At 40.6% G+C, this 26,887-nt stretch carries 22 protein-coding genes and 1 pseudogene; 20 read left to right on the top strand and 3 right to left on the bottom strand.

Annotated elements, in window-relative coordinates:
* Window positions 1–62 precede the first annotated feature (62 nt).
* From nrdR to recG, 14 genes are all read left to right on the top strand, one after another.
* Window positions 63–536, top strand: a complete 474-nt coding sequence (gene nrdR, locus FQT24_RS05465) for a transcriptional regulator NrdR (RefSeq protein WP_001203672.1) — start codon at window positions 63–65, stop codon at window positions 534–536.
* Window positions 537–1,706: a DnaD domain protein gene (locus tag FQT24_RS05460; RefSeq protein ID WP_143952420.1), complete on the top strand. Its 1,170-nt coding sequence runs from the start codon at window positions 537–539 to the stop codon at window positions 1,704–1,706.
* Window positions 1,707–2,603 (top strand): primosomal protein DnaI, encoded by an 897-nt coding sequence (gene dnaI, locus FQT24_RS05455; RefSeq protein ID WP_143952419.1) that lies wholly within the window; start codon window positions 1,707–1,709, stop codon window positions 2,601–2,603.
* Window positions 2,600–3,313 (top strand): NADPH-dependent oxidoreductase, encoded by a 714-nt coding sequence (locus tag FQT24_RS05450; protein ID WP_143952418.1) that lies wholly within the window; start codon window positions 2,600–2,602, stop codon window positions 3,311–3,313. The genes dnaI and FQT24_RS05450 overlap by 4 nt, the downstream gene beginning before the upstream one ends.
* A 13-nt stretch (window positions 3,314–3,326) precedes the next feature.
* A complete protein-coding gene (gene der, locus FQT24_RS05445) occupies window positions 3,327–4,637 on the top strand; it encodes a ribosome biogenesis GTPase Der (protein WP_001207696.1) in 1,311 nt (436 codons plus the stop codon).
* Window positions 4,638–4,722: 85 nt separating this feature from the next.
* Window positions 4,723–5,058, top strand: a complete 336-nt coding sequence (locus FQT24_RS05440) for a hypothetical protein (RefSeq protein ID WP_143953026.1) — start codon at window positions 4,723–4,725, stop codon at window positions 5,056–5,058.
* 65 nt (window positions 5,059–5,123) lie between these two features.
* Window positions 5,124–5,471 carry a hypothetical protein gene (locus tag FQT24_RS11065; RefSeq protein WP_000977067.1) on the top strand — a complete coding sequence of 116 codons (348 nt, stop codon included), beginning with the start codon at window positions 5,124–5,126 and terminating at the stop codon, window positions 5,469–5,471.
* Between the two features lie 139 nt (window positions 5,472–5,610).
* Window positions 5,611–5,898 carry a hypothetical protein gene (locus FQT24_RS05425; protein WP_185952548.1) on the top strand — a complete coding sequence of 96 codons (288 nt, stop codon included), beginning with the start codon at window positions 5,611–5,613 and terminating at the stop codon, window positions 5,896–5,898.
* Between the two features lie 145 nt (window positions 5,899–6,043).
* Window positions 6,044–8,557 (top strand): preprotein translocase subunit SecA, encoded by a 2,514-nt coding sequence (secA, locus tag FQT24_RS05420; protein ID WP_004258556.1) that lies wholly within the window; start codon window positions 6,044–6,046, stop codon window positions 8,555–8,557.
* Window positions 8,558–8,637: 80 nt separating this feature from the next.
* The gene (locus tag FQT24_RS05415; protein WP_143952417.1) at window positions 8,638–9,669 is read left to right on the top strand and encodes a 3-deoxy-7-phosphoheptulonate synthase; all 1,032 of its coding nucleotides are present in this window, start codon (window positions 8,638–8,640) and stop codon (window positions 9,667–9,669) included.
* 1 nt (window position 9,670) lies between these two features.
* Window positions 9,671–10,702, top strand: coding sequence for a 3-deoxy-7-phosphoheptulonate synthase (locus FQT24_RS05410; RefSeq protein WP_143952416.1), 1,032 nt, complete (start codon window positions 9,671–9,673; stop codon window positions 10,700–10,702).
* Window positions 10,703–10,746: 44 nt separating this feature from the next.
* Window positions 10,747–11,109, top strand: coding sequence for a holo-ACP synthase (gene acpS / locus FQT24_RS05405; RefSeq protein ID WP_185952583.1), 363 nt, complete (start codon window positions 10,747–10,749; stop codon window positions 11,107–11,109).
* The gene (alr, locus tag FQT24_RS05400) at window positions 11,099–12,202 is read left to right on the top strand and encodes an alanine racemase (protein WP_143952414.1); all 1,104 of its coding nucleotides are present in this window, start codon (window positions 11,099–11,101) and stop codon (window positions 12,200–12,202) included. Before acpS ends, alr begins: the two co-directional genes overlap by 11 nt.
* Before the next feature lie 18 nt (window positions 12,203–12,220).
* Window positions 12,221–14,236 carry an ATP-dependent DNA helicase RecG gene (gene recG / locus FQT24_RS05395; RefSeq protein ID WP_143952413.1) on the top strand — a complete coding sequence of 672 codons (2,016 nt, stop codon included), beginning with the start codon at window positions 12,221–12,223 and terminating at the stop codon, window positions 14,234–14,236.
* Between the two features lie 499 nt (window positions 14,237–14,735).
* Here recG and FQT24_RS11265 read toward each other — a convergent pair.
* Window positions 14,736–14,839 (bottom strand): annotated as a pseudogene (locus tag FQT24_RS11265) (Rpn family recombination-promoting nuclease/putative transposase); the annotation flags it as partial.
* Window positions 14,840–14,843: 4 nt separating this feature from the next.
* Entirely contained in the window at window positions 14,844–15,755 is a 912-nt protein-coding gene (locus tag FQT24_RS05385) for an Rpn family recombination-promoting nuclease/putative transposase (protein WP_143952412.1), read from the bottom strand.
* 369 nt (window positions 15,756–16,124) lie between these two features.
* On the opposite strand from FQT24_RS05385, the gene FQT24_RS05380 reads away from it, so the two are divergent.
* Together FQT24_RS05380 and FQT24_RS05370 are read left to right on the top strand one after the other, a co-directional pair.
* Complete coding sequence (locus FQT24_RS05380; protein ID WP_143952411.1) at window positions 16,125–17,105, top strand: acetylxylan esterase; 981 nt, start codon at window positions 16,125–16,127, stop codon at window positions 17,103–17,105.
* Window positions 17,106–17,669: 564 nt separating this feature from the next.
* Window positions 17,670–20,813 (top strand): SIALI-17 repeat-containing surface protein, encoded by a 3,144-nt coding sequence (locus FQT24_RS05370; protein ID WP_260666337.1) that lies wholly within the window; start codon window positions 17,670–17,672, stop codon window positions 20,811–20,813.
* Between the two features lie 77 nt (window positions 20,814–20,890).
* On the opposite strand, the gene FQT24_RS05365 is transcribed toward FQT24_RS05370, so the two are convergent.
* On the bottom strand, window positions 20,891–21,745 hold the full coding sequence (locus FQT24_RS05365; protein WP_049551296.1) for a hypothetical protein: 855 nt from the start codon (window positions 21,743–21,745) through the stop codon (window positions 20,891–20,893).
* Between the two features lie 252 nt (window positions 21,746–21,997).
* On the opposite strand from FQT24_RS05365, the gene FQT24_RS05360 reads away from it, so the two are divergent.
* The 4 genes from FQT24_RS05360 to FQT24_RS05345 all read left to right on the top strand — a co-directional run bounded on the left by FQT24_RS05360 (window position 21,998) and on the right by FQT24_RS05345 (window position 26,877).
* On the top strand, window positions 21,998–22,696 hold the full coding sequence (locus FQT24_RS05360; RefSeq protein ID WP_001135679.1) for an N-acetylmannosamine-6-phosphate 2-epimerase: 699 nt from the start codon (window positions 21,998–22,000) through the stop codon (window positions 22,694–22,696).
* Window positions 22,697–22,714: 18 nt separating this feature from the next.
* Window positions 22,715–24,232 carry a PTS transporter subunit EIIC gene (locus tag FQT24_RS05355; protein ID WP_000477437.1) on the top strand — a complete coding sequence of 506 codons (1,518 nt, stop codon included), beginning with the start codon at window positions 22,715–22,717 and terminating at the stop codon, window positions 24,230–24,232.
* Window positions 24,233–24,460: 228 nt separating this feature from the next.
* Window positions 24,461–25,789 (top strand): ABC transporter substrate-binding protein, encoded by a 1,329-nt coding sequence (locus tag FQT24_RS05350; RefSeq protein WP_143952410.1) that lies wholly within the window; start codon window positions 24,461–24,463, stop codon window positions 25,787–25,789.
* A gap of 221 nt (window positions 25,790–26,010) precedes the next feature.
* A complete protein-coding gene (locus FQT24_RS05345) occupies window positions 26,011–26,877 on the top strand; it encodes a carbohydrate ABC transporter permease (protein WP_153193231.1) in 867 nt (288 codons plus the stop codon).
* Window positions 26,878–26,887: the final 10 nt, after the last annotated feature.

Raw genomic sequence — 26,887 nt, 5'->3', positions numbered from 1 at the left:
AATTGTTTTGGGAATCGTTTAAAAAATGGTATAATGAAAAGAAAACGATAAGGAGGGAAAGGATGCGTTGTCCAAAATGTGGGGCTACCAAGTCAAGTGTTATCGATAGTCGCCAAGCAGAAGAAGGGAACACCATTCGTAGAAGACGTGAGTGCGACGAATGCCAGCACCGTTTTACAACCTACGAACGAGTAGAAGAAAGAACCTTAGTGGTTGTTAAAAAAGATGGCACACGAGAACAATTCTCCAGAGATAAAATCTTTAATGGGATTATCCGCTCAGCCCAGAAACGTCCTGTGTCAAGTGATGAAATCAACATGGTAGTCAATCGTATCGAACAGAAACTCCGTGGTCGAAATGAAAACGAAATTCAAAGTGAGGACATTGGTTCACTCGTCATGGAGGAGTTGGCTGAGTTGGATGAGATTACCTATGTGCGTTTTGCCAGTGTCTATCGTAGTTTTAAGGATGTTAGTGAGTTAGAGAGCTTGCTCCAACAAATCACCCAGTCCTCTAAAAAGAAAAAGGAAAGATAAATGAAGCCAATTGACCGTTTTTCTTATCTAAAGAATAATCGGGTGTCGCAAGATACCTCATCTCTGGTACAGTGCTACCTCCCGATTATCGGTCAGGAGGCACTGAGCCTTTATCTTTATACGATCAGTTTTTGGGATAATGGCAGAAAGGAATATCTTTTTTCAAGCATTCTCAATCATCTCAATTTTGGGATGGATAGACTGATAAAATCCCTGAAAATCCTATCTGCTTTCAATCTTTTGACCCTCTATCAAAAGGGTGATGTTTATCAGTTAGCTCTCCATGCTCCTCTATCTAGTCAAGACTTCTTGGAACATCCTATTTATCGCAGACTTTTAGAGAAAAAGATTGGTGATGCAGCTGTGGAGGATTTGAGAGTTGAGAGTGCTGAGGGAGAAGAAATACCTGTCTCACTCAATCAAGTCTTTCCAGACTTGGCAGAACTGGGAAGTCAAGAAGACCTTAGTCTCAAGAAGAAAGTGGCCAATGATTTTGACTTGGATCATTTTCGTCAGCTGATGGCTCGTGATGGGCTTCGCTTTGCGGATGAGCAGTCCGATGTTTTGAACCTCTTTGCCATTGCCGAGGAGAAGAAATGGACTTGGTTTGAAACCTATCAACTGGCCAAGTCAACAGCTGTTTCCCAGGTTATTTCAACCAAACGCATGCGGGAAAAAATTGCTCAAAAACCGATTTCCTCTGACTTTAGTCCTAAGGAAACGACCATTATCAAAGAAGCCAAAAGTAAAACTGCCCTGCAGTTCTTGGCAGAAATCAAGCAAACACGCAAGGGAACCATTACCCAAACAGAAAGGGAACTCTTGCAACAGATGGCTGGCTTGGGCTTGCTGGATGAAGTCATCAATATCATTCTCTTATTGACCTTTAATAAGGTAGATTCGGCAAACATCAATGAGAAATATGCCATGAAGGTAGCCAATGATTATGCATACCAAAAGATTCATTCGGCAGAAGAGGCAGTCTTGCGCATCCGTGAACGTGGGCAAAAGAGTCAGGCTCAAAAAAGCAGTAAACCCAGTCCTACCAAGTCCAATGTACCCAAGTGGAGCAATCCAGATTATAAGAATGAAACCAGCGAGGAAACTCGTCTGGAACTAGAACGTAAGAAACAAGAACTATTAGCTCGATTAGAAAAAGGAGGAGATTAGATGGAAAGTGTCGGAGACGTACTCAAACGTCAACCTAGCCGTTTTCATTATCAAGATTTGGTCCAGAAAATCATGAAGGATCCTGATGTTGCGGCCTTTATCCAGCAAGAATCCCTTACTCCAGAGGAATTGAATCGCAGTATCTCCAAATTTAATCAGTACATTACCGAGCGTGACAAGTTTCTCCGAGGAGATACAGATTATATTGCCAAAGGCTACAAGCCTATACTAGTCATGAATCATGGCTATGCGGACGTTTCATATGAAGAAACTCCTGAACTAATCGCGGCGGAAAAAGAAGCGGCTATTAAGAACCGTCTCAAGTTAATCAATCTGCCAGCTAGTCTCAGGAAAGCTAGTTTAGCTCAAGTTGACTTGGATGATTTGGGTCGCTTGCCAGTTTTTGAAAAGCTATTAGCCTTCGTGGAGCAATATCCAGCTATTCGAAAAGGTCTTTACCTATATGGAGACTTTGGTGTGGGTAAAAGTTTCATGGTGGCTGCCTTAGCCCATGATTTATCAGAAAAACGCGGTGTTTCATCAACTCTCCTCCACTATCCTAGCTTTGTCATTGATGTCAAAAATGCTATCGGTGATGGTAATGTCAAGACCTTGGTGGATGAGCTTAAGCTTTCTGAAGTCCTGATTTTAGATGATATTGGTGCCGAGCAATCAACAGCTTGGGTGCGTGATGAAATCCTGCAGGTCATTCTCCAATATCGGATGCAGGAAAATTTACCGACCTTTTTCACCTCCAACTTCGACTTTGAAGATTTGGAGAAGCATTTTGCTAAAGTAAAACAAGGACCTGACGAAACCTGGGAAGCCAGACGCGTCATGGAACGCATCCGTTATTTGGCTGAGGAGACTCGTTTAGAAGGAGTAAACCGTCGATGACAGAAACAATCAAATTAATGAAGGCTCATACTTCAGTGCGCAGGTTTAAAAAGCAAGCCCTTCCTCAGGAAGACTTGACTGAAATCCTGACAGCAGCCCAGATGGCCTCGTCTTGGAAGAATTTCCAATCCTACTCTGTGATTGTGGTCCGAAGTCAAGAGAAGAAAGATGCCTTGTATGAATTGGTGCCTCAAGAAGCCATTCGCCAGTCAGCTGTTTTCCTTCTCTTTGTCGGAGATTTAAACCGAGCAGAAAAGGGAGCCCGACTTCATACCGATACATTCCAACCTCAAGGGGTGGAAGGTCTCTTGATTAGTTCGGTCGATGCGGCTCTTGCTGGACAAAATGCCCTGCTGGCAGCTGAAAGTTTGGGCTATGGAGGTGTCATCATTGGCTTGGTTCGTTACAAGTCAGAAGAAGTGGCAGAGCTTTTTAACCTACCTGACTACACTTATCCTGTCTTTGGGATGGCACTGGGTGTGCCAAATCAAAATCATGATGTGAAACCAAGACTGCCACTAGAGAATGTTATCTTTGAGGAAGAATATCAGGAACAAACAGTTGATGTGATTGAGGCTTATGACCGTGTACAGGCGGACTATGCTGGGGCGCGTGCGACAACAAGCTGGAGTCAGCGTCTAGCAGAACAGTTTGGTCAAGCAGAACCAAGCTCAACTAGAAAAAATCTTGAACAGAAGAAGTTATTGTAGAAAGTGAGAAATTATGGCCCTACCAACTATTGCCATTGTAGGACGTCCCAATGTTGGGAAATCAACCCTATTTAATCGGATCGCTGGTGAGCGAATCTCCATTGTAGAAGATGTCGAAGGAGTAACACGTGACCGTATCTATGCAACGGGTGAGTGGCTCAATCGTTCTTTTAGCATGATTGATACAGGAGGAATCGATGATGTCGATGCTCCTTTTATGGAACAAATCAAGCACCAGGCAGAAATTGCCATGGAAGAAGCAGATGTTATCGTCTTTGTTGTGTCTGGTAAGGAAGGAATTACTGATGCGGACGAATACGTAGCCCGTAAGCTTTATAAGACCCACAAACCAGTTATCCTGGCAGTGAACAAGGTGGACAACCCTGAGATGCGAAATGATATCTATGATTTCTATGCTCTCGGTTTGGGTGAACCGCTGCCTATCTCATCTGTCCATGGTATCGGTACAGGGGATGTGCTAGACGCTATTGTAGAAAATCTTCCAAATGAATATGAAGAAGAAAATCCAGATGTCATTAAGTTTAGTTTGATTGGTCGTCCAAACGTTGGAAAGTCAAGCTTGATCAATGCTATCTTGGGAGAAGACCGTGTCATTGCTAGTCCTGTTGCTGGAACAACGCGTGACGCTATTGATACCCACTTTACAGATACAGATGGTCAAGAGTTTACCATGATTGATACGGCTGGTATGCGTAAATCTGGTAAGGTTTATGAAAATACTGAGAAATACTCAGTCATGCGTGCCATGCGTGCTATTGACCGTTCAGATGTGGTCTTGATGGTCATCAATGCGGAAGAAGGCATCCGTGAATACGACAAGCGTATCGCAGGATTTGCCCATGAAGCTGGTAAAGGGATGATTATCGTGGTCAATAAGTGGGATACACTTGAAAAAGATAACCACACTATGAAAAACTGGGAAGAAGATATCCGTGAGCAGTTCCAATACCTGCCTTACGCACCGATTATCTTTGTATCTGCTTTGACCAAGCAACGTCTCCACAAACTGCCTGAGATGATCAAGCAAATCAGCGAAAGTCAAAACACACGTATCCCATCAGCTGTCTTGAACGATGTGATTATGGATGCTATTGCCATCAACCCAACACCGACAGACAAAGGAAAACGTCTCAAGATTTTCTATGCGACTCAAGTGGCAACCAAACCACCGACCTTTGTTATCTTTGTCAACGAAGAAGAACTCATGCACTTTTCTTACTTGCGTTTCTTGGAAAATCAAATCCGCAAGGCCTTTGTCTTTGAAGGAACACCAATCCATCTCATCGCAAGAAAACGCAAATAAAAAAGTAGAATCTGGAATGACATTTCCAGATTTTTTTGATAGAATGAAGATAAAGAAAGCGCTGTCAAATCGAGAGGGGCTGGTGATGAAACATTTGTTTAAATTGATAATCTTATTTCCCTGGTTTTACTTTTTCAGCTGGATTGAAAAGGCTGATAGAGATAGTAAATTTTTCCCAATTTTTTACTATTTTTACTGGTTTTACATCCCCCTCTATGCTCTTTTTAGCCTTGCTTGGACAGTTATTTCAGTTCTGTTTTTCAATATCGTCTTGAGAAATTTGACAGATATCAAGTTATGGGGAATTTGGTTTCTTTTTATCCTGCTAGCTATTGGTCTGAATAGGTTAACTTATTTCTTTTTCAAAAAAATGCTTCGCTTGAGACGGGAACTGGGGAAGTCTAAAGGTGGAAAGCATTGATTTATATTGGTAAGAACATTTAATAGAATGAAACTAAAGAAAACAATTTTAAAGAGGAGGTGTCGATGATGAAACTGTCGTTTAATTGGTTTCATTTGATACTCTTATTTCCTTGCTTTTACTTTTTTTATTGGATAGATAATGCTGATAGAAACAGTAAGTTTTTCCCCATTATCTACTATTTCTACTGGATTTATATTTCCCTTTTAGCTCTGTTTAGCTTGGATATGACAATTTTTTCATTCTTATTTTTCCCTTTTGTTCTAAATTATGTATCAGATGCTAGTACTTGGGGTGTTTGGTTGCTTTTGATAGTCTTATCTCTAGGCAGTGACTGGTTAGACTATATCTTTTTCAAAAACATGTTTCGCTTGAGACGAGAACTAGGGGAGTCTAACGGTGGAAGGCATTGATTTATACTCTTCGAAAATCAAATTCAAACCACGTCAACATCGCCTTGCCGTACTCAAGTACAGTCTGCGGCTAGTTTCCTAGTTTGCTCTTTGATTTTCATTGATTATTATATTACTTTCTATTTGTAGGAGGTTGCTTATGGAACGTCTAAAATCATTTATTACACGCTATTCTAAGGTCTATATTGGTTTAGTTCTGCTGATCTGGCTGGCTTTCTTCTTTGTTCCTTGGGATAAACCAGTTCTGGGAATATTTATCAATCTCTTAATCATGCAGAAAGTTTTACTAGTTTTTGGAATTCTGTCGATTTTGATGGCCTTGCTGTCCAAGAAAGTCAGTCTCTTTGTTTTTGGACTTATCTGTTGTCTTTCTTTTTGGATAAATCTATTTATCCTATTTGCCATTTTGCCGATTTTTGGCAATTAATCAGTCATAAAAATCAGAGAGGTTAGCTTGGGAACTAGCCTCTTTTTCCTTTTCAAAATGGGGATTCTTCCTTGAAAATAATCAGTAATTGTGCTAAAATTAAAAGAACATTCTAAAATATTCGGAATTTAAAGTAAGGAAAAACATGGCTAATATTTTAAAAACAATTATCGAAAATGATAAAGGAGAAATCCGTCGTCTGGAAAAGATGGCTGACAAGGTTTTCAAATACGAAGACCAAATGGCTGCTTTGACAGATGACCAACTAAAAGCAAAAACAGTTGAATTTAAAGAACGTTATCAAAATGGAGAATCACTGGATTCATTGCTTTATGAAGCATTTGCGGTTGTCCGTGAGGGTGCCAAACGTGTCCTAGGTCTCTTCCCATATAAGGTTCAGGTCATGGGGGGAATCGTTCTTCACCATGGTGACGTGCCAGAGATGCGTACAGGGGAAGGGAAAACCTTGACTGCGACCATGCCCGTATACCTCAACGCCCTTTCAGGTAAAGGGGTTCACGTAGTTACGGTCAATGAATACCTATCAGAGCGTGACGCGACTGAAATGGGTGAATTGTACTCATGGCTTGGTTTGTCAGTAGGGATTAACTTGGCTGCCAAATCTCCAATGGAGAAAAAAGAAGCCTATGAGTGTGACATTACCTACTCAACCAACTCAGAAATCGGATTTGACTACCTTCGTGATAACATGGTCGTTCGTGCTGAAAACATGGTACAACGTCCGCTTAACTATGCCTTGGTCGATGAGGTTGACTCAATCTTGATTGATGAGGCCCGTACACCTTTGATCGTATCAGGTGCTAATGCAGTTGAAACCAGTCAGCTCTACCACATGGCAGACCACTATGTAAAATCTTTGGACAAAGACGACTACATCATCGATGTGCAGTCTAAGACTATTGGTTTGTCTGATTCAGGGATTGACAAGGCTGAAAGCTACTTCAAACTTGACAATCTCTATGACATCGAAAATGTAGCTCTGACTCACTTTATCGATAACGCCCTTCGTGCCAACTACATCATGCTTCTCGATATTGACTATGTGGTGAGCGAAGAGCAAGAAATCTTGATTGTCGACCAATTTACAGGTCGTACCATGGAAGGTCGTCGTTATTCTGATGGATTGCACCAAGCCATTGAAGCTAAAGAAGGTGTGCCAATTCAGGATGAAACCAAGACATCTGCCTCAATCACTTACCAAAACCTTTTCCGTATGTACAAGAAATTGTCTGGTATGACGGGTACAGGTAAGACTGAGGAAGAAGAATTCCGTGAAATTTACAACATTCGTGTTATTCCAATCCCAACCAACCGTCCTGTTCAACGTATTGACCACTCAGACCTTCTTTATGCAAGTATCGAGGCTAAGTTTAAGGCGGTTGTCGAAGATGTTAAAGCTCGTTACCAAAAAGGTCAGCCTGTCTTGGTTGGTACAGTAGCGGTTGAAACCAGTGACTACATTTCTAAGAAACTAGTCGCAGCTGGTGTTCCTCACGAAGTCTTGAATGCCAAAAACCACTATAAAGAAGCTCAAATCATCATGAATGCTGGTCAACGTGGTGCTGTTACCATTGCGACTAACATGGCCGGTCGTGGTACCGACATCAAGCTTGGTGAAGGAGTTCGTGAACTTGGAGGACTTTGTGTTATTGGTACAGAACGTCATGAAAGCCGTCGTATCGATAACCAGCTTCGTGGACGTTCAGGTCGTCAAGGAGACCCAGGTGAGTCACAATTCTACCTCTCTCTTGAAGATGATTTGATGAAACGTTTTGGTTCTGAACGTTTGAAGGGAATCTTTGAACGCTTGAACATGTCTGAGGAGGCCATTGAGTCTCGTATGTTGACACGTCAAGTTGAAGCGGCGCAAAAACGTGTCGAAGGAAATAACTACGATACCCGTAAACAAGTCCTTCAATACGATGACGTCATGCGTGAACAACGTGAAATTATCTACGCTCAACGTTACGACGTCATTACTGCAGATCGTGACTTGGCACCTGAAATTCAGGCTATGATTAAACGCACGATTGGTCGTGTCGTTGATGGTCATGCGCGTGCCAAACAAGATGAAAAACTCGAAGCAATTTTGAACTTTGCTAAGTACAACTTGCTTCCAGAAGATTCTATTACGATGGAAGATTTGTCTGGCTTGTCTGATAAGGCCATCAAGGAAGAACTTTTCCAACGTGCCTTGCAAGTTTACGATAGTCAGGTTTCAAAACTACGCGATGAAGAAGCAGTTAAAGAATTCCAAAAAGTTTTGATTCTACGAGTGGTAGATAACAAGTGGACAGATCATATCGATGCCCTAGATCAATTACGTAACGCGGTTGGACTTCGTGGCTATGCTCAGAACAACCCTGTTGTCGAGTATCAGGCAGAAGGTTTCCGTATGTTTAATGACATGATTGGTTCGATTGAGTTTGATGTGACACGCTTGATGATGAAAGCACAAATTCATGAACAAGAAAGACCACAAGCAGAACACCATATCAGTACAACAGCGACCCGTAATATCGCTGCCCACCAAGCAAATATACCAGAAGATTTGGATTTGAGTCAGATTGGACGGAATGAACTTTGCCCATGTGGTTCTGGTAAGAAGTTTAAAAACTGTCACGGTAAAAGACAATAAAATGAGATAGTTTAGAGGCGGATACCTTGTGAAAAGTAAATTTTTACTTGGTATCCGTTTGATTTATAAGGAGATGAGTTATGGTATTTACAGCAAAAAGTCCTAAAATTAATATTGAAGAAGTTCGTGCCTTATCAAAATTAGAAGGCCAAGCTTTGGAGAGAAAATCTCAGCGCGATAAAGAGCTAGAAGCCATTATACGTGGAGAAGACCAACGGATTCTCTTGGTAATCGGGCCATGCTCATCTGACAATGAAGAAGCTGTTCTTGAGTACGCTAAGCGTTTGGCAGCTTTGCAAGAAGAAGTGGCAGACCGTATCTTTATGGTTATGCGTGTTTATACTGCTAAACCCCGTACCAACGGAGATGGCTATAAGGGCTTGATTCACCAGCCTAATGCGACAGAAGCCCCTAGCCTCATCAACGGAATCAAAGCCGTTCGACATCTTCATTATCGTGTTATCACAGAAACAGGTATGACAACAGCTGATGAAATGCTTTATCCTGAAAATCTTCCGCTTGTGGATGATTTGATTTCTTACATGGCGGTTGGTGCCCGTTCAGTTGAAGACCAGCAACACCGCTTTGTGGCAAGTGGGGCAGATTTTGCTACTGGGTTTAAAAATCCAACCTCTGGAAATCTCAATGTCATGTTTAATGGGATTTATGCTGCTCAAAACAAACAAAGCTTCCTTTTCTTAGGAAAAGAAGTGGAAACAACTGGGAACCCGCTTTCGCACGCCATTCTTCGTGGAGCAATCAATGAGTATGGTAAGAATATTCCTAATTACTACTATGATAATTTGATGGATACTATTGCCCAGTATGAGAAAATGGGCTTGGAAAATCCTTTTATCATTGTGGATACCAATCATGACAACTCTGGTAAGCAATACATGGATCAGATTCGAATTGTCCGCCAGACCTTGATTAACCGTGATTGGAATGAAAAAATCAAGCAGTATGTTCGTGGCTTTATGATTGAGTCTTATCTAGAAGACGGTCGTCAGAACGAACCAGAAGTATTTGGCAAGTCGATCACAGACCCTTGCCTTGGCTGGGAAAATACGGAAGCCCTCGTCAGAGAAATCTACCAAACGCTAGGAGAATAAGATGGCATTTATTGAAAAAGGTCAAGAAATCGATATTGAAGCAATCAAGGCAGAAACTCAATTGTCTGCGGAAGCCTTGCGACTAAAGGAGCGTCGTGATAGAGAATTGGCAGACATTATTTCAGGGGAAGATGACCGTATCCTTTTGGTGATTGGTCCTTGCTCTTCTGATAATGAAGAGGCTGTCTTGGAATATGCCTGCCGTTTATCCGCCTTGCAGAAGAAGGTGGCGGACAAGATTTTCATGGTTATGCGTGTTTATACAGCTAAACCTCGTACTAACGGAGACGGCTATAAAGGTTTGGTTCACCAACCAGATACTTCTAAGGCTCCAAGCCTGATTAACGGCTTGCAAGCTGTGCGCCAGTTGCACTACCGCGTGATTACAGAGACTGGTTTGACAACGGCAGACGAGATGCTTTATCCGTCAAATCTGGTCTTGGTAGATGATTTGGTCAGCTACCATGCTGTAGGAGCTCGTTCTGTGGAAGACCAAGAGCACCGCTTTGTGGCTTCAGGAATTGATGCACCAGTCGGAATGAAAAATCCAACCTCTGGAAATCTTGGTGTTATGTTTAATGGCATCTATGCCGCTCAAAATAAACAGACCTTCCTCTTCCATGGTCAAGAAGTTGAGACTTCAGGAAATCCCTTGGCCCACGTCATCCTTCGTGGTGCAGTCAATGAATATGGGAAAAATGAGCCTAACTTTTACTATGAAACCTTGCTAAATGCCATTGAACGCTATGAGACTATGGGGCTTGAAAATCCCTTTATCCTCATTGATACCAACCATGATAACTCAGGCAAGCAATATATGGAGCAGATTCGAGTGGTTCGTAAGACCTTGCAGAATCGTGATTGGAATGAGAAGATTAAAAAGATAGTTCGAGGCTTTATGATTGAATCTTACCTAGCAGATGGTCGTCAAAATCAACCAGAGGTATTTGGTTGCTCCATTACCGATCCTTGCCTAGGTTGGGAAAATACAGAGGCTTTGGTAGAAGAGATTTATGCTACCTTGACAAAATAAGTGAAAAGGATGGAGTTGGGGAATCTCAACTCCTTTTGATGAGAATGATAGTTGGACATGGAATTGACATCGAAGAATTGGCTTCGATAGAAAGCGCAGTTACACGACATGAAGGATTTGCCAAGCGCGTGCTGACCGCTAAGGAAATGGAACGGTTTACCAGTCTTAAAGGGCGCAGGCAGATTGAATATTTAGCTGGTCGCTGGTCGGCTAAGGAGGCCTTTTCCAAGGCTATGGGAACGGGCGTTGGAAAGCTTGGTTTTCAGGATTTGGAAGTCTTGAGCAATGAACGCGGGGCGCCTTATTTTAGTCAGTCACCATTTTCAGGAAGGATTTGGCTGTCTATCAGCCACACAGATCAGTTTGTGACAGCCAGTGTCATTTTGGAGGAAAATCATGAAAGCTAGTCCACATAGACCAACCAAGGCTCTGATTCATCTGGGAGCTATTCGACACAATATTCAGCAAATGGGGGCTCATATCCCTCAAGGAACGCTCAAGTGGGCTGTGGTCAAGGCCAATGCTTATGGACATGGAGCTGTTGCCGTTGCCAAGGCGATTCAAGATGATGTTGATGGCTTTTGCGTTTCCAATATTGATGAAGCCATTGAACTCAGACAAGCTGGACTCAGCAAGAAAATCCTTATTTTAGGAGTTTCTGAAATCGAAGCTGTTTCTCTTGCTAAAGAATACGATATCGCCTTGACTGTGGCTGGACTGGAGTGGATTCAAGCACTCTTAGATAAGGAAGCGGACCTAACTGGATTGACAGTCCATCTCAAGATTGATTCAGGAATGGGACGGATTGGTTTTCGAGAGGCTAGTGAAGCTGAGCAGGCTCAAGATTTGCTCCAACAACATGGTGCTCGTGTTGAAGGGATTTTTACCCACTTTGCGACTGCAGATGAGGAATCAGATACCTACTTTAATGAACAGTTAGAACGGTTTAAAACTATTTTGGCCAGTATGAAAGGTCTTCCAGAGCTGGTTCATGCCAGCAATTCGGCAACGACTCTTTGGCATGCAGAGACTATTTTTAACGCGGTTCGTATGGGAGACGCTATGTATGGTCTCAATCCAAGTGGAGAGGTTTTGGATTTGCCTTATGACCTGACACCAGCCTTGACCTTGGAGTCTGCTTTAGTCCATGTCAAGACAGTTTCAGCTGGAGCTTGCATGGGCTATGGAGCAACTTATCAAGCGGATAGCGAGCAAGTCATCGCGACCGTGCCAATCGGCTATGCGGATGGTTGGACACGTGATATGCAGAATTTCTCCGTCTTGGTAGATGGCCAAGCTTGCCCAATCGTTGGGCGGGTTTCTATGGACCAAATCACCATTCGTCTGCCTAAGCTTTATCCACTGGGAACCAAGGTAACTTTGATTGGTTCTAACGGGGGCAAGGAAATCACAGCTACTCAGGTAGCGACCTACCGTGGGACTATTAACTATGAGGTGGTTTGTCTTCTCAGCGACCGCATTCCGAGAGAATATTATTAGAAAAGAAAGGAGTGGAGCATGAATCTACATCAACCCTTGCATGTCTTACCTGGTGTGGGACCAAAGTCAGCAGAAAAATACGCCAAACTAGGAATTGAAAATTTGCAAGACCTCTTGCTCTACTTTCCTTTCCGTTATGAAGACTTCAAAACCAAGCAAGTATTGGAACTAGAGGACGGGGAGAAGGCAGTCCTATCTGGTCAAGTCGTGACTCCTGCCAGTGTCCAGTATTATGGATTCAAGCGCAATCGCCTGCGCTTTAGTCTTAAGCAGGGAGAAGTCGTTTTTGCGGTGAATTTCTTTAACCAGCCCTATCTGGCTGATAAGATAGAGTTGGGAGCAACTCTTGCTGTCTTTGGAAAATGGGATCGTGCCAAGGCTAGTCTAACTGGGATGAAGGTCCTAGCTCAGGTGGAAGATGACCTCCAGCCTGTCTATCGTTTGGCTCAAGGAATCAGTCAGGCAAGTCTGGTCAAGGTCATCAAGACAGCCTTTGATCAGGGGCTGGACCTCTTGATTGAGGAAAATCTGCCCCAGTCTTTACTGGATAAATACAAACTTATGTCCCGTTGTCAGGCAGTTCGAGCCATGCATTTCCCTAAGGATTTGGCAGAATACAAGCAGGCCCTTCGCCGTATCAAGTTTGAGGAACTCTTTTATTTCCAAATGCAATTGCAGACGCTCAAGTCTAAAAACAGAGTTCAGGGAAGCGGTCTGGTTCTGAATTGGTCTCAGGAAAAAGTGACAGCTGTTAAAGAAAATCTGCCATTTGACCTAACCCAAGCTCAGGAAAAGAGTTTGCAGGAAATTTTGACAGACATGAAGTCCGACCACCACATGAATCGTCTCTTACAAGGTGATGTGGGGAGCGGAAAAACTGTGGTTGCTGGCTTGGCCATGTTTGCGGCGGTGACAGCTGGTTATCAGGCTGCCCTAATGGTACCAACAGAAATCCTCGCAGAGCAACATTTTGAGAGTTTACAGAACCTTTTTCCAGACTTGAAACTGGCTCTTTTGACAGGTTCCTTGAAAGCTGCAGAAAAGAGAGAAGTCTTGGAGACTATTGCCAAGGGTGAGGCTGATTTGATTATCGGAACCCACGCTCTGATTCAGGATGGGGTAGATTATGCTCGTCTTGGCTTGATTATCATCGATGAGCAGCACCGCTTTGGTGTAGGGCAAAGGCGTGTTCTGAGAGAAAAAGGCGACAACCCAGATGTCCTCATGATGACGGCGACTCCCATACCACGGACGCTGGCTATCACGGCATTTGGCGATATGGATGTTTCCATTATTGACCAGATGCCAGCAGGGCGGAAGCCTATTGTGACACGCTGGATCAAGCATGAGCAACTATCTCAGGTCTTGACTTGGTTAGAGGGGGAAATTCAAAAAGGTTCACAAGCCTATGTCATCTCTCCCTTGATTGAAGAATCAGAAGCTCTGGATTTGAAAAATGCTATTGCTTTATCTGAGGAATTGACGGCTCATTTTGCTGGTAAGGCAGAGGTGGCTCTTCTACATGGTAAGATGAAGAGTGACGAAAAAGACCAGATTATGCAGGAGTTCAAAGAGCGAAAAACGGATATTCTGGTTTCAACGACGGTTATCGAGGTAGGGGTCAATATTCCCAATGCGACCGTCATGATTATCATGGATGCCGATCGCTTCGGGCTCAGCCAGCTTCACCAGCTCAGAGGTCGTGTTGGTCGGGGAGATAAGCAGTCCTATGCAGTTCTTGTTGCCAATCCCAAGACGGATTCTGGGAAAGACCGTATGCGCATCATGACAGAAACCACCAATGGTTTTGTTCTTGCTGAGGAAGATTTGAAAATGCGTGGTTCAGGTGAAATTTTTGGAACCAGACAGTCAGGACTTCCAGAATTCCAAGTGGCTGATATTATTGAAGATTTTCCAATTTTAGAAGAAGCCAGAAAAGTTGCTAGTTACATTAGTTCGATAGAAGCTTGGCAAGAGGATCCAGAATGGCGCATGATTGCCCTTCATTTGGAGAAGAAAGAACATCTAGATTAAGCTTTTTCTAAGGAAATCTTAAGCTAGCTTTCAGGTTCGGCCCTTATACTAGAGTCATCAAAAAGAAACGAGGACTCTCACATGACAGTAACGATTAAAGTAAATTACCAAACCACTTTCCAGAAGAAAGAAGCAAAAAACTAAGATTGAGCAGGAGAAAAAGGGCGGAAATGCTCTTTTTTCGTTTTTAAAAGCACAATTTATTGAATCTAAAATAGCACACTGCGGATTCTAAAAAATTTCTAGAAATTATAGTAGATTGAATCTTGAATAGTCCACCGTGTTTTCTAAAACATTGTTAGAAATTAGTTTGAATTCCGCAATTAATTTGTTCAGTTTTTATTTCATTTAACTATAATTTGACTTTCCTAATTTCTTTGTTCATATCTTATTTCAATACACCATATCTTACTATTTCAGAACCCACATCTAGCATAACTAAAAAACAGATTCTTCCATCTATTACGGAAAAATCTGTCATTGATTTAATGATTTACAAAAACTCCAACCACGGCTTGCGAACCCTGTCCTTGCTGGTTTCTCTATATTTTTTAATTCCAAAAATGCCATCTTGACTAGATGGTTTTTCTGACTGTTAGTGCTGGTCTTACAACAAGGCCTCAAACTCATCAACGGTCATACCCAATTGTTCACTCGCAAATTCGGAAGTTAAAACATGTTGGCGTACTAAATCTAGAAAGGTAAAGATTTTCCCACGCTCTAGACCGTGTTCAACTCCCTCTTCTCGGCCTTGTTCAATGCCCTCTGCTCTAGCAGTTTCCAAGGCATAGTCCTGTGCTAGCAATGCCTGTTCTTCGCGCATACGTAGTTGACTAAACATTTTCCTGTCCTCCTCGGACCAGCTCTTATAGTCTAGCAGTTGGACTGCCTGGCTAATAGCTCGCTCGGGTTGCTGAGTAAAGGGTTTATTCCCAAAAAACTCTAACCATGGTTTGCGAATGCTATCTTTGCTGGTTTCTCTGTATTTTTTTAGTTCCAAGAACGCCATCTTAACTAAATGGTTTTCCTGACCATTGTTGGTAATGGTTAAAACCTCACCTGTCGTGTCCTCACGCATACTGAAACTGTGAAAGGCTAGGTCATCTGAGAAATAATTACTATCCACAATAGCAATTGCGTATACTGGTGCGATATGTTTGTAACTCTGGTGTGTGTCACCTTCACGTTGGCGAATTTTTTCAAGATTCTGATTGACCTGACTGCACAGATAAGCCCACAGGCGATTGATGAAAAAATTCTGATGATGCACTTGTATTTCGATAATAACCTGGGTGCCGTTGTCTAACTCCGCTAAAACGTCTATACTGGTATAGAAATCCTGCACTGAATAAGGTATGGAGGGTAATACGTGAATATTGCTTCCCTCCAAAATGGTCACATTTTTGGCTGGTAAGTCCAGCATATCGCGAATAAATTGACAAGTGATTTCTGGGTTGCTAAAAATCTTCTTAGCCACTAAATCATTGGTCGGGCTAATGCCCGGATGTCTGAGAATCATTCTTTCTCTCCTTTCATTATAGCACATTTTTACCTCTAGGTTGACTAGATTTAGTGCTTCTATCTATTTATTCGTAAAAAAGCGTAACTTCTCAAAGTAACTTCCCTCTCTCTCCCAAAACTGGAAGTTAGTTTTAGAAGTGACCCAATGAAAATCAAAGAGCAAACTAGGAAACTAGCCGCAGGTTGCTCAAAACACTGTTTTGAGGTTGCAGATAGAACTGACGAAGTCAGTAACATATATATATACGGCAAGGCGAAGCTGACGTGGTTTGAAGAGATTTTCGAAGAGTATTACCCTTCTTTCTTGCATTGCTTTTCTAGATATGCTAGAGTGGTGATAGCGATTACAAAAAAGAAGGAGCATATTATGAAAAATCCAGCTTTATTAGAAGAAATTAAGACTTATAAAGGACGAGATGAGGTTCCAGAGGACTTTGATGCTTTCTGGGATGAGGAAGTGAAAAAAGTTTCAACTATTCCAGCCTATCAGTTGGAGGAAAGAGATTTCCACATTCCTCAAGTAAAGTGCTATGAATTAACCTTTGAAGGAACCAATGAAGGTAAGGTCTATGCGCGCGTCGTTCTTCCAAAAAGTGAGGAGAAGGTTCCGCTAATCTTCCATTTCCATGGTTATATGGGACGTGGCTGGGACTGGGCCGACATGTTGGCTTTCACCGTAGCTGGTTACGGTGTTGTTTCCATGGATGTTCGAGGCCAGTCGGGATATTCACAAGACGGCTTGCGTTCTCCTCTAGGGAATACCGTTAAGGGGCATATTATCCGTGGTGCTGTGGAAGGTCGGGATCACCTCTTTTATAAGGATGTTTATCTGGATATTTACCAGTTGGTTGAAATTGTTGCTAGTCTGCCTCAGGTAGATGAGAAGCGACTTTCTAGCTATGGTGCCTCGCAAGGAGGGGCTCTAGCCTTGGTTGCGGCGGCGCTCAATCCTCGAATTGAGAAAACTGTTGCCATCTATCCATTCTTGTCAGACTTCAGACGAGTGCTTGAGATTGGGAATACTAGCGAGGCTTACGACGAACTTTTTCGTTATTTCAAGTTTCACGACCCCTTCCATGAAACTGAGGAGGAGATTATGGCGACCCTTGCCTATATCGATGTGAAAAATCTTGCCCATCGTATCAAAGGTAAGATTAAGATGATTACGGGCTTGGACGATGATGTTTGCTACCCTATTACCCAGTTTGCGATTTACAATCGTCTGACTTGCGATAAGGCCTATCGTATCATGCCAGAGTATGCTCATGAAACTATGAATGTTTTTGTCAACGACCAAGTCTACAATTGGCTCTGTGGCAGTGAGATTCCTTTTAAGTATGTGAAGTAATGAATGAGAGAGCCCAGTAGCTCTCTTTTTGTACAGAGTCTAGTCAGCAAATATTCTAGTTCATATATACTTTGAAATTCATACTCTTCGAAAATCTCTTCAAACCACGTCAGCTTTATCTGCAATCTCAAAACAGTGTCTTGAGTAGCCTGCGGCTAGCTTCCTAGTTTGCTTTTTGATTTTTATTGAGTATGAGTTTTTTTCTTGACCTTGGTGTAAAACAATTCATTTTGCTATCTAGTTTGGTATAAGCTATTTCAATACATTGGAAAGCGTCTGTGAAATGTGTTATAATTTATAAGAAAATATACAGTTTCGCTACAAATGAACATTTATATATAAGTTTATGTATAAGATAATTTTCTCATTAGGATAATATCTTGTAAAAACTATATTCCTGGAGATACAGTACTTAAGGAGCATTTGTAAAGGAACAAAATAATCTATAGCTATTTTTATTGTAAGAATCAAAGTAGAGAATGTTATGCTAATGGAAACTGTAATATTTTATTTTTTAGAATATACTTGGATAAATTAACTTTGAAAGTTAAAGTGAGGTAATGCATGTTTGTATGTTTAAAGGGTTTAGGGAAATTTCGTAAATCTAAAGCTTATGGTTTGGTTGGTTGTTTGACACTATCAGCGGTGATTGGATTAGCTGCACCAGACTTACCAGTTATTGGTGGTGAAGTCGTTGCTGCTGATGTTATTCAGGGTGGTAACGATATAAAAGATGTGGATGTTCATAGTAAATCTGCAGAAGGTGTTGCTATGACTTACACCACTTATGATAGCGGAACAAGTGGAAAACAAACGGCTTCTGGTAGTGGTGTCTTTGTAGCGCCAAATGTCATGGTGACAGTAGCTCATAATTACTATGATAAAAATCAAGAAGACAAGTCTGCGGTCTTACGTGGTGGAGAGTCTGCTCGTAGTTATGTTGTGATGAACTCAGAAACAGAGAAGAGTAACAAAGTACCCATATCAGGGGTATCCGAGTCTCTTGAAAAAGACTCTATTCACTTGTATAACGGTAAAGACTTTGGTAAAGACTATAGCAACGACTTAGCAGTAGTGGTAACTAAAAAGCCTGTAGAAGCTATGACAGGTGGTGAGGACTCTCCAAGAGAGTTGAGTGATAAAGAGGTTTCTACTGGTGATAAAATCACTATGGTCGGATATCCCAATGATTTTTCTACTCCAAATTTAAGTAAAGAAAATAAAGCTCGATTGAAAGACGGTAAGGCTTATTCAGTCTCAACAACTGTGAGCAGTATCAATAAAGATAATGGTGCAGTCACTTATCATTCCTCAGCTTTAGGAGGTTTTTCAGGTGCTCCTTTGTTTAATGATAAGGGAGAGGTAGTCGGTATCCACCAGCACGGAACAAATACTTCAAACGCTCCTGAGAGTGAGCGTATTGGCGGTGGTACTATCTTTACGGAAAAGCACAGAGCTTGGATTCGTTCTATGATTGATAAATATGGTATAAAGGGTTGGTATATAGATGGTGCAAACCGTTACTACTATGATGAAAATCATATAGCTTTAAAAGATGTAGAGTCTGAGATTGATGGTGCTTTGTATAGTTTTGATGAAAAAGGTCGAGCTACTTTAGTAAAAGGTGAAGAAAAAGGTCGTGTTTTACTTCGAGTGGAAGATACTAAAGGAACTCGCTTGATTTCAGATAAGGTTGTTCAGGAAGGTCCTGTTGGAAGTGGTTTGAATTTTCATTTAAGACAAAATCCAGACTTCAAACAGTTAATAGCAACTTCCCCAACAGCTAAAGTAGTATCCTATAACGGAGTGCCAATTAACAAATTAGCAAGTGATACAAGTTGGTCTGATGACTATGTCAGTAAGTTAGCTTTGGGTGATACAATTATAAGAGCGGTAGTAGATTCGGTAACTCCTCCATCTACGTCTTCTTCGGATTTTGCAAGAACTGAAGTTGGTAAGGTTGATTTGAGTGGTAAATCGAACTTACCTGTGCCTAGTAAAGAGGTATTACAAGCTCCGAATGGTCCAGAAAATTTCTATGCTACAATGCACATTCAAACGCCAGATGGGTCGGGGTCAGGTACTTTAATTGCACCAAATTTGGTATTAACAGTCGCTCATAATTTCTTAACAGTTAAAGGTTCTGAAGTAATTACTAAATCTGGTCGCACCAATACGGTGTATAAAGCAACCGTACCGAATGGGTTATCTGTGAATTTTTCAGATGATGATATTGTTTATTGGAATAAGAAAGATTCAGTATTTGGATTTAAAAATGACTTAGCTTTGGTTCGGTTAAAAGAAGCAGTAAAAGAAGTAACTCCTGTAGAGGTTGTAAAACAATCTTCAAAAGTTGTAGAGGGGAATTCAGTTTCGGTCTATGGTTTTCCAGATAACAAGCTAAGTCCAGTTTTAGATAGCAAAGTAGTAGGAACTACAGACTTCGGTTCTGGAATAGAGGGAATTAGCTATGGAGGTACGAAACCTGGAGCGTCTGGTGGTGGTCTTTATAATGATAAAGGTGCTTTAATTGGAGTTCACCAAAATGGTGTTGTAGGAAGCCGCAGTGGTGGTTTAGTCTTATCAAAAGAGCAGCTGGATTGGGTTCGTTCTTATATTGAGGGTCAACCAAAAGATCCTGTCTATGTGGAAGATAAAGAAGTGGAACCTTCTAAGAAGGATTCGGATAAGGATTTAGCTGGGAAATTAGATCCCAAAAAAGATAGTGGAAAAGAAGATTCTGGTATTTTAGGTACATCTGGTGACTTTGCAGCTCCTACAGTAGATAAGCCAGACTTCACAGGCGGAGTGAATGGAAGCGAATCTCTTGTTACAGAAGTTCCAGAGTATAGCGGTGTTCTATCCACATTAGGAGACTTTCCAGCTCCTACAGTAGCTAAGCCAGAGTTTAGAGGCGGGGTCAATGGAGCAGATGCTGAGGTTCATCACATTTCAGACTTCACAGGCGGAGTGAATGGAGGAGACTCACTTGTTACAGAAGTTCCAGAGTATAGTGGTGTTATATCTACATTAGGTGATTCTCCAGCTCCTACAGTAGCTAAGCCAGAGTATAGAGGTGGCGTGAATGGAGGTGAATCTCCGATACTAGAAATCCCAGAGTATAAGGGTTCATTAGCAATAGCAGAAGAATCGGCCCCAAAAGTTGAAAAACAGAGCTTCACAGGCGGAGTGAATGGAGGCGACTCACTTGTTACAGAAGTTCCAGAGTATAGCGGTGTTCTATCTACATTAGGAGATTCTCCAGCTCCTACAGTAGCTAAGCCAGAGTATATGGGTGATACATTATCAAGCTCAGGAGAAGAATTGGCTCCAACAGTTGAACAGTATGCCTTTACAGGCGGAGTGAACGGAGACGAATCACTTGTTACAGAAGTTCCAGAGTACAGCGGTGTTCTATCCACATTAGGAGATTCTCCAGCCCCTACAGTAGCTAAGCCAGATTTTAGAGGTGGCGTGAATGGTGCGGAGACAGCAGTTCATGAAATCCCTAGGTACAAAGTTGGTACGAATGTAGCCGATGTAGCTGTACATGAATTTGCAGAATATAAGGGAGCAGATTCTCCTGTAACTCTTGCTCAGCAGATACTTCCTGGTACAGGGGAGAAGGAGAATGTAGTCCTTACCTCCCTAGGACTAATAGGTTTCTTCCTTGGATTGTTTGCAATGGGGAAAAAGAGAGAAGAATAAGAGAATAATTTTAATCATTTGGCTTTGTAAAAATAGAAAGAGGTAATGGGAATAAAATAACCTTACCTCTTTTTAAATTAGTCACATTGTTGAAAGTTATATGCATCGTAAAAAAATTTTACAAAATTTTTAAAATGAAGCGTATGTACACCAGTTTTATATGAATTACCATCAATGATAAAATCATCTACTAGTGAATCCAAATTATCTAACCGTATAATTCTATGTTGCATTTTAAATCTATTTTTTAATGAATACGTAGGAAAAATAATTTTGAAATTTTCAAATTCTAAATTGGAATTGATTTCACATAATACGAAATACTCAAATAGTGCAGCTTGGAATGTTTGGATGATAAAGCAATCATAACCTTTTTTTCCTGTGTCTACACAAACAAGAAAATTTTTAAATCGAAATTTATTTTCAGAAGAGAATACTAATGGGCAATCAGAATGAAAAATTTTTTCATTTTTTCTACTTTTTTGCTTTAATTTTTCAAATTTAAGTACATTAGTCAAATTTTCAATATTATCAATCTTTTCAAGTTGGTCATCTATTGAATAAATTAATTTCACACTTTTCAATTTTGTGTTTTGATTTATAGTAAATTGAAGATTACCTATTTCTGAGAAAGCGAAATATGGAAAAGTATGATTCCCCTTCGAAAGTGATGAATAATTTCTTAGAGGTATTGAAGCTTTTATGTCTTTTTTCTGAACGTGTTTTTCCTCTAAAATAACATCATTAATCTTAAAATCATTATTTTTATATTGAAAAGCTTGCCAAATAGTATTGATAATTAATCCTGTAGTTATATTTGAAAAATAGGGATTATTTTGTATAATTGGAAAATAGTTAGGAAATTGTTGAAGGAAAGAACTTAGAGTATCTTTGCCAATTAAATCTGTAATAACCTTTTTTAGTTCGTCCATTAGCAGTCGCATCCAATCATTATATTTGTTTTTTATTATACACTTTTTAAAAAGATAGGTCTACTCAACAGATTAATAGATACAATAAATTTCTATAGAATATTGGAATCGTAATTCTCTGAAACTACTTTCAGAAACAGCTGTTCTATAAAATACTTTTGAAACTGAAATCTATTCTATGACAAAGTATTGAAAGCGCTTAACAAATGGTATATAATGACCTCATAAGAACAAAGAAAAGGAGGAAAGAGGATGCCACAGATTACTAAAGAAGCTTTGATTGCACAAATCAAAGATGGAATCATCGTTTCTTGTCAGGCCCTTCCTCACGAACCGCTCTATACAGAAGCGGGAGGAGTCATTCCATTGCTGGTCAAAGCGGCTGAGCAAGGTGGAGCAGTCGGTATCCGAGCAAATAGTGTTCGCGATATCAAGGAAATCAAGGAGGTTACAAACCTTCCAATCATTGGGATAATAAAACGAGATTATCCACCGCAAGAACCCTTCATCACTGCTACTATGAAAGAAGTTGATGAACTGGCAGAACTGGACATCGAGGTCATTGCTCTGGATTGTACCAAGCGTGAACGCTATGATGGTTTGGAGATTCAAGAGTTCATTCGTCAGGTTAAGGAAAAATATCCTAACCAGCTCTTGATGGCTGATACAAGTACTTTCGAGGAAGGATTGGCAGCCGTTGAAGCAGGAATTGACTTTGTCGGAACAACCTTATCAGGATACACATCTTACAGTCCTAAAGTGGATGGTCCCGATTTTGAATTGATCAAAAAACTCTGTGATGCTGGTGTAGATGTCATTGCAGAAGGAAAAATTCATACACCAGAACAAGCCAAACAAATCCTAGGATATGGAGTGCGAGGTATTGTTGTTGGTGGCGCTATTACTAGACCAAAAGAGATTACAGAACGCTTTGTTGCTGGTCTCAAATAAGATGTAAGGGGGAATTTTATGTTTAAAGTTTTACAAAAAGTTGGAAAAGCTTTTATGTTACCTATAGCTATACTTCCTGCAGCAGGTCTACTTTTGGGGATTGGTGGTGCACTTTCAAACCCAACCACGATAGCAACTTATCCAATACTAGACAATAGTTTTTTTCAATCAATATTCCAAGTAATGAGCTCTGCAGGAGAGGTTGTATTCAGTAATTTATCACTACTTCTCTGTGTGGGATTATGTATTGGCTTAGCGAAACGAGATAAAGGAACCGCTGCGCTAGCAGGAGTAACTGGTTACTTAGTTATGACTGCAACGATTAAAGCTCTGGTAAAACTTTTTATGGCAGAAGGATCTGCAATTGATACTGGAGTTATTGGAGCATTAGTTGTCGGAATAGTTGCCGTATATTTGCACAATCGATATAACAATATTCAATTACCTTCCGCTTTAGGATTCTTTGGGGGTTCACGCTTCGTTCCTATTGTTACATCGTTCTCTTCTATCTTAATTGGCTTTGTCTTCTTTGTTATTTGGCCACCTTTTCAACAACTTCTTGTTTCTACAGGTGGATATATTTCTCAGGCGGGTCCAATTGGAACTTTTCTATATGGATTTTTAATGAGACTTTCTGGAGCAGTAGGCTTACATCATATGATTTACCCTATGTTTTGGTATACTGAACTTGGTGGTGTTGAAACTGTTGCAGGACAAACAGTGGTTGGAGCTCAAAAAATATTTTTTGCTCAATTAGCCGACCCGACTCATTCTGGATTATTTACAGAAGGAACAAGGTTTTTTGCAGGTCGTTTCTCAACAATGATGTTCGGTTTACCGGCTGCCTGTTTAGCGATGTACCATAGTGTTCCTAAAAATCGTCGTAAAAAATACGCGGGTCTGTTTTTTGGAGTTGCTTTAACATCTTTTATTACCGGTATTACAGAACCAATTGAATTTATGTTTCTATTTGTCAGTCCGGTTCTATATGTTGTACACGCATTCCTTGATGGTGTCAGCTTCTTTATTGCAGACGTCTTAAATATTTCAATAGGAAACACATTCTCAGGAGGTGTAATCGATTTTACTTTATTTGGAATTTTGCAGGGGAACGCTAAAACGAATTGGGTTCTTCAGATTCCATTTGGACTTATTTGGAGTGTTCTGTATTATATTGTTTTTAGATGGTTCATTACTCAATTCAACGTTCTAACGCCAGGACGAGGAGAAGAAGTAGATTCTAAAGAAATTTCTGAATCCACAGATTCAACTTCAAATACTGCAGATCATTTAAAACAGGATAGCCTACAAATTATCAGAGCGTTGGGTGGATCAAATAATATAGAAGATGTAGATGCTTGTGTGACACGTTTACGTGTAGCTGTAAAAGAAGTTCATCAAGTTGATAAAGCACTTTTAAAACAAATTGGTGCAGTTGATGTCTTAGAAGTGAAGGGTGGTATTCAAGCAATATATGGAGCAAAAGCAATCTTATATAAAAATAGTATTAATGAAATTTTAGGTGTAGATGATTAATACTCAATGAAAATCAAAGAGCAAACTGGGAAGCTAGGCGCAGGCTATACTTGAGTACGCCAAGGCGAAGCTGGCATGGTTTGAAGAGATTTTCGAAGAGTATAAGTACTTACTGACTTAATAAAAAACAGAGGAGAGTGGTGGAAGCGTCGGATAAAATGAAAACGTATACAGATGCAAACTTGCTCATTATCCAATATGGATACGCTTATAAATAGGAGAATACAAATGAAATTTAGAAAACTAGCTTGTACAGTGCTTGCGGGTGCTGCGATTCTTGGTCTTGCTGCTTGTGGAAATTCTGGCGGAAGTAAAGATGCTGCAAAATCTGGTAGCGACAGCGGAAAAACAGAAATCACTTGGTGGGCATTCCCAGTATTTACCCAAGAAAAAACTGGTGACGGTGTTGGAACTTATGAAAAATCAATCATCGAAGCGTTTGAAAAAGCAAACCCAGATATAAAAGTGAAATTGGAAACCATCGACTTCAAGTCAGGTCCTGAAAAAATCACAACAGCCATCGAAGCAGGAACAGCTCCAGACGTACTTTTTGACGCACCAGGACGTATCATCCAATATGGTAAAAATGGTAAATTGGCTGACTTGAATGACCTCTTCACAGATGACTTTGTTAAAGATGTCAACAATGAAAACATTGTAAAAGCAAGTAAGGCTGGAGACAAAGCCTACATGTATCCAATCAGTTCAGCACCATTCTACATGGCTATGAACAAGAAAATGTTGGAAGATGCTGGAGTTGCGAACCTTGTAAAAGAAGGTTGGACAACAGACGACTTTGAGAAAGTTTTGAAAGCGCTTAAAGACAAAGGCTACACACCAGGTTCATTGTTCAGTTCTGGTCAAGGGGGAGACCAAGGAACACGTGCCTTCATCTCAAACCTTTACGGCGGTTCTGTAACAGATAAAGATGTAACAAAATATACAACTGATGATCCTAAATTCGTCAAAGGTCTTGAAAAAGCAGCTAGCTGGATCAAAGACGGTTTGTTGAACAACGGTTCACAATTTGACGGTGGAGCAGATATCCAAAACTTTGCCAACGGTCAAACATCTTACACAATCCTTTGGGCGCCAGCTCAAAACGGTATCCAAGCTAAACTCTTGGAAGCAAGTAAAGTAGAAGTGGTAGAAGTACCATTCCCATCAGATTCAGGTAAACCAGCTCTTGAATACCTTGTAAACGGATTTGCAGTATTCAACAACAAAGACGACAAGAAAGTTGCAGCATCTAAGAAATTCGTTCAATTCATCGCGGATGACAAAGAATGGGGTCCAAAAGACGTTGTTCGTACAGGTGCCTTCCCAGTTCGTACTTCATTTGGAAAACTTTATGAAGATAAACGTATGGAAACAATCAGTGGTTGGACTAAATACTACTCACCATACTACAATACAATTGATGGTTTTGCAGAAATGAGAACTCTATGGTTCCCAATGTTGCAATCAGTTTCAAATGGCGATCAAAAACCAGCGGATGCTTTAAAAGCCTTCACTGAAAAAGCTAACGAAACAATTAAAAAAGCTACAAAACAATAAGCACTGAATCAGATTGACTCCTCCCTTTTCCCTGTGCATAATCTATGTAAGAAAAGGGAGGATTTTATTTGAAATATCAGAAACTGTCACGAAATTAAAATGAAGTTCTTACATAAGCGAATCTTAAAAAATTTCATTTTGATTTTAAAACTGTTCAAGAAAATCCAAAATATTCTATTTGTGAAAGAGAGGTGCCGACTGTGAAAGTCAATAAAATTCGTATGCGGGAAACAGTGATTTCCTACGCTTTCTTAGCACCAGTATTATTCTTCTTTGTCATCTTTGTATTGGTTCCTATGATTATGGGATTCATTACAAGTTTCTTTAACTATTCAATGACTAAATTTGAGTTTGTGGGATTGGACAACTACATTCGTATGTTTAAAGACCCTGTCTTTATGAAGTCTTTGATTAACACAGTTATTTTGGTTGTTGGATCTGTACCGATTGTTGTTCTCTTTTCGCTCTTTGTGGCGTCGCAAACCTACCATCAAAATGCTATTGCCAGATCTTTCTACCGTTTCGTCTTCTTCCTTCCTGTTGTAACAGGTAGTGTTGCCGTAACAGTTGTTTGGAAATGGATTTATGACCCATTATCAGGGATTCTAAACTTTGTCCTTAAGTCAAGCCATATCATCAGCCAGAATATTTCTTGGTTGGGAGATAAACACTGGGCATTACTGGCAATTATGATTATCCTCTTGACAACTTCAGTTGGTCAACCAATCATCCTCTACATAGCTGCTATGGGGAATATTGACAATTCACTGGTTGAAGCGGCTCGTGTAGACGGTGCAACTGAATTTCAAGTTTTCTGGAAGATTAAATGGCCAAGCCTTCTTCCAACAACTCTCTACATCGCAATCATCACAACAATTAACTCATTTCAAGTTTTCGCCTTGATTCAACTATTAACATCTGGTGGGCCAAACTACTCAACAAGTACCTTGATGTACTACCTGTACGAAAAAGCCTTCCAATTGACAGAATACGGCTATGCCAACACAATTGGTGTCTTCTTGGCAGTCATGATTGCGATCGTAAGTTTTGTTCAATTTAAAGCACTCGGAAACGACGTAGAATATTAAAGAAAGGAGA

This window comes from Streptococcus mitis, from assembly GCF_901542415.1.
GTDB lineage: Bacteria > Bacillota > Bacilli > Lactobacillales > Streptococcaceae > Streptococcus > Streptococcus mitis_BL.
The sequence above is the reverse complement of the archived record's forward strand: the minus strand, read 5'-3'. Positions and strand labels throughout refer to the sequence as shown.